Raw genomic sequence first — 687 nt, 5'->3', positions numbered from 1 at the left:
GCCCGACATCGTGGCGCATGACTTCGGCGGCTCCGTCGCGTTGCGCGGCCACCTGCTCAACGGGCTCGATTATCGCTCCCTGGTGCTGATCGATCCGGTCGCGATCAGCCCCCAGGGATCGCCCTTGGTTCAAGCGGCAAAAGAACACGAGAAAGCGTTTGCCGGTCTGCCGGCCTATATCCATGAAGCCATGCTTCGCGCCTATATCGGCGGCTCTGTCGCGAACGCGTTGCGCGCGGACGAAATGCAGCTCTATCTGCAGCCATGGCTTGGAGACGAGGGACAGAAGGCTTTTTGGCGTCAGATCGCACAGATGGACGACAAGTTCAGTCGAGAGGTCGAGTGGCGGTACGACGAGATACGTTGCCCTGTGACGATCCTGTGGGGTGAAGACGACGAGTGGATTCCGCTCGACGACGGGCGAGAACTCGCGCGCCGCATCCCCGGTGCGCCGTTCATCGCGGTTCCAAATGCCAAACATCTCGTTCAGGAAGACGCGCCGGAGGCAATAATCTCGACTGTGCTCGACTTCTGGAACGACCAGCATCCTTCGGCCGCCGCGAAACCCCTGCTACAGCAACTCTAGAATGTGTTTCCAGGCCCTGGTTCCCAGCCTCGAATCAGCCTCGTCACTGCGGGCATCGAAACAAGGTTCCGGCGACGGCGCCGGACAGGTCTTCCTCGATT

1 protein-coding gene is annotated in these 687 nt (G+C 60.8%); it reads left to right on the top strand.

Features of this window, described 5'->3' with window-relative positions; all coding sequences use genetic code 11:
* The coding region (locus EOB49_RS34410; protein WP_164781954.1) for an alpha/beta hydrolase at positions 1 to 586 on the top strand (586 nt) is incomplete at its 5' end.
* Positions 587 to 687 lie beyond the last annotated feature (101 nt).

The organism is Mesorhizobium sp. M7A.F.Ca.MR.148.00.0.0 (assembly GCF_003997735.1).
In the GTDB taxonomy this organism is placed as follows: Bacteria; Pseudomonadota; Alphaproteobacteria; order Rhizobiales; family Rhizobiaceae; genus Mesorhizobium.
This window is presented reverse-complemented; position numbering and strand designations above follow the sequence as displayed.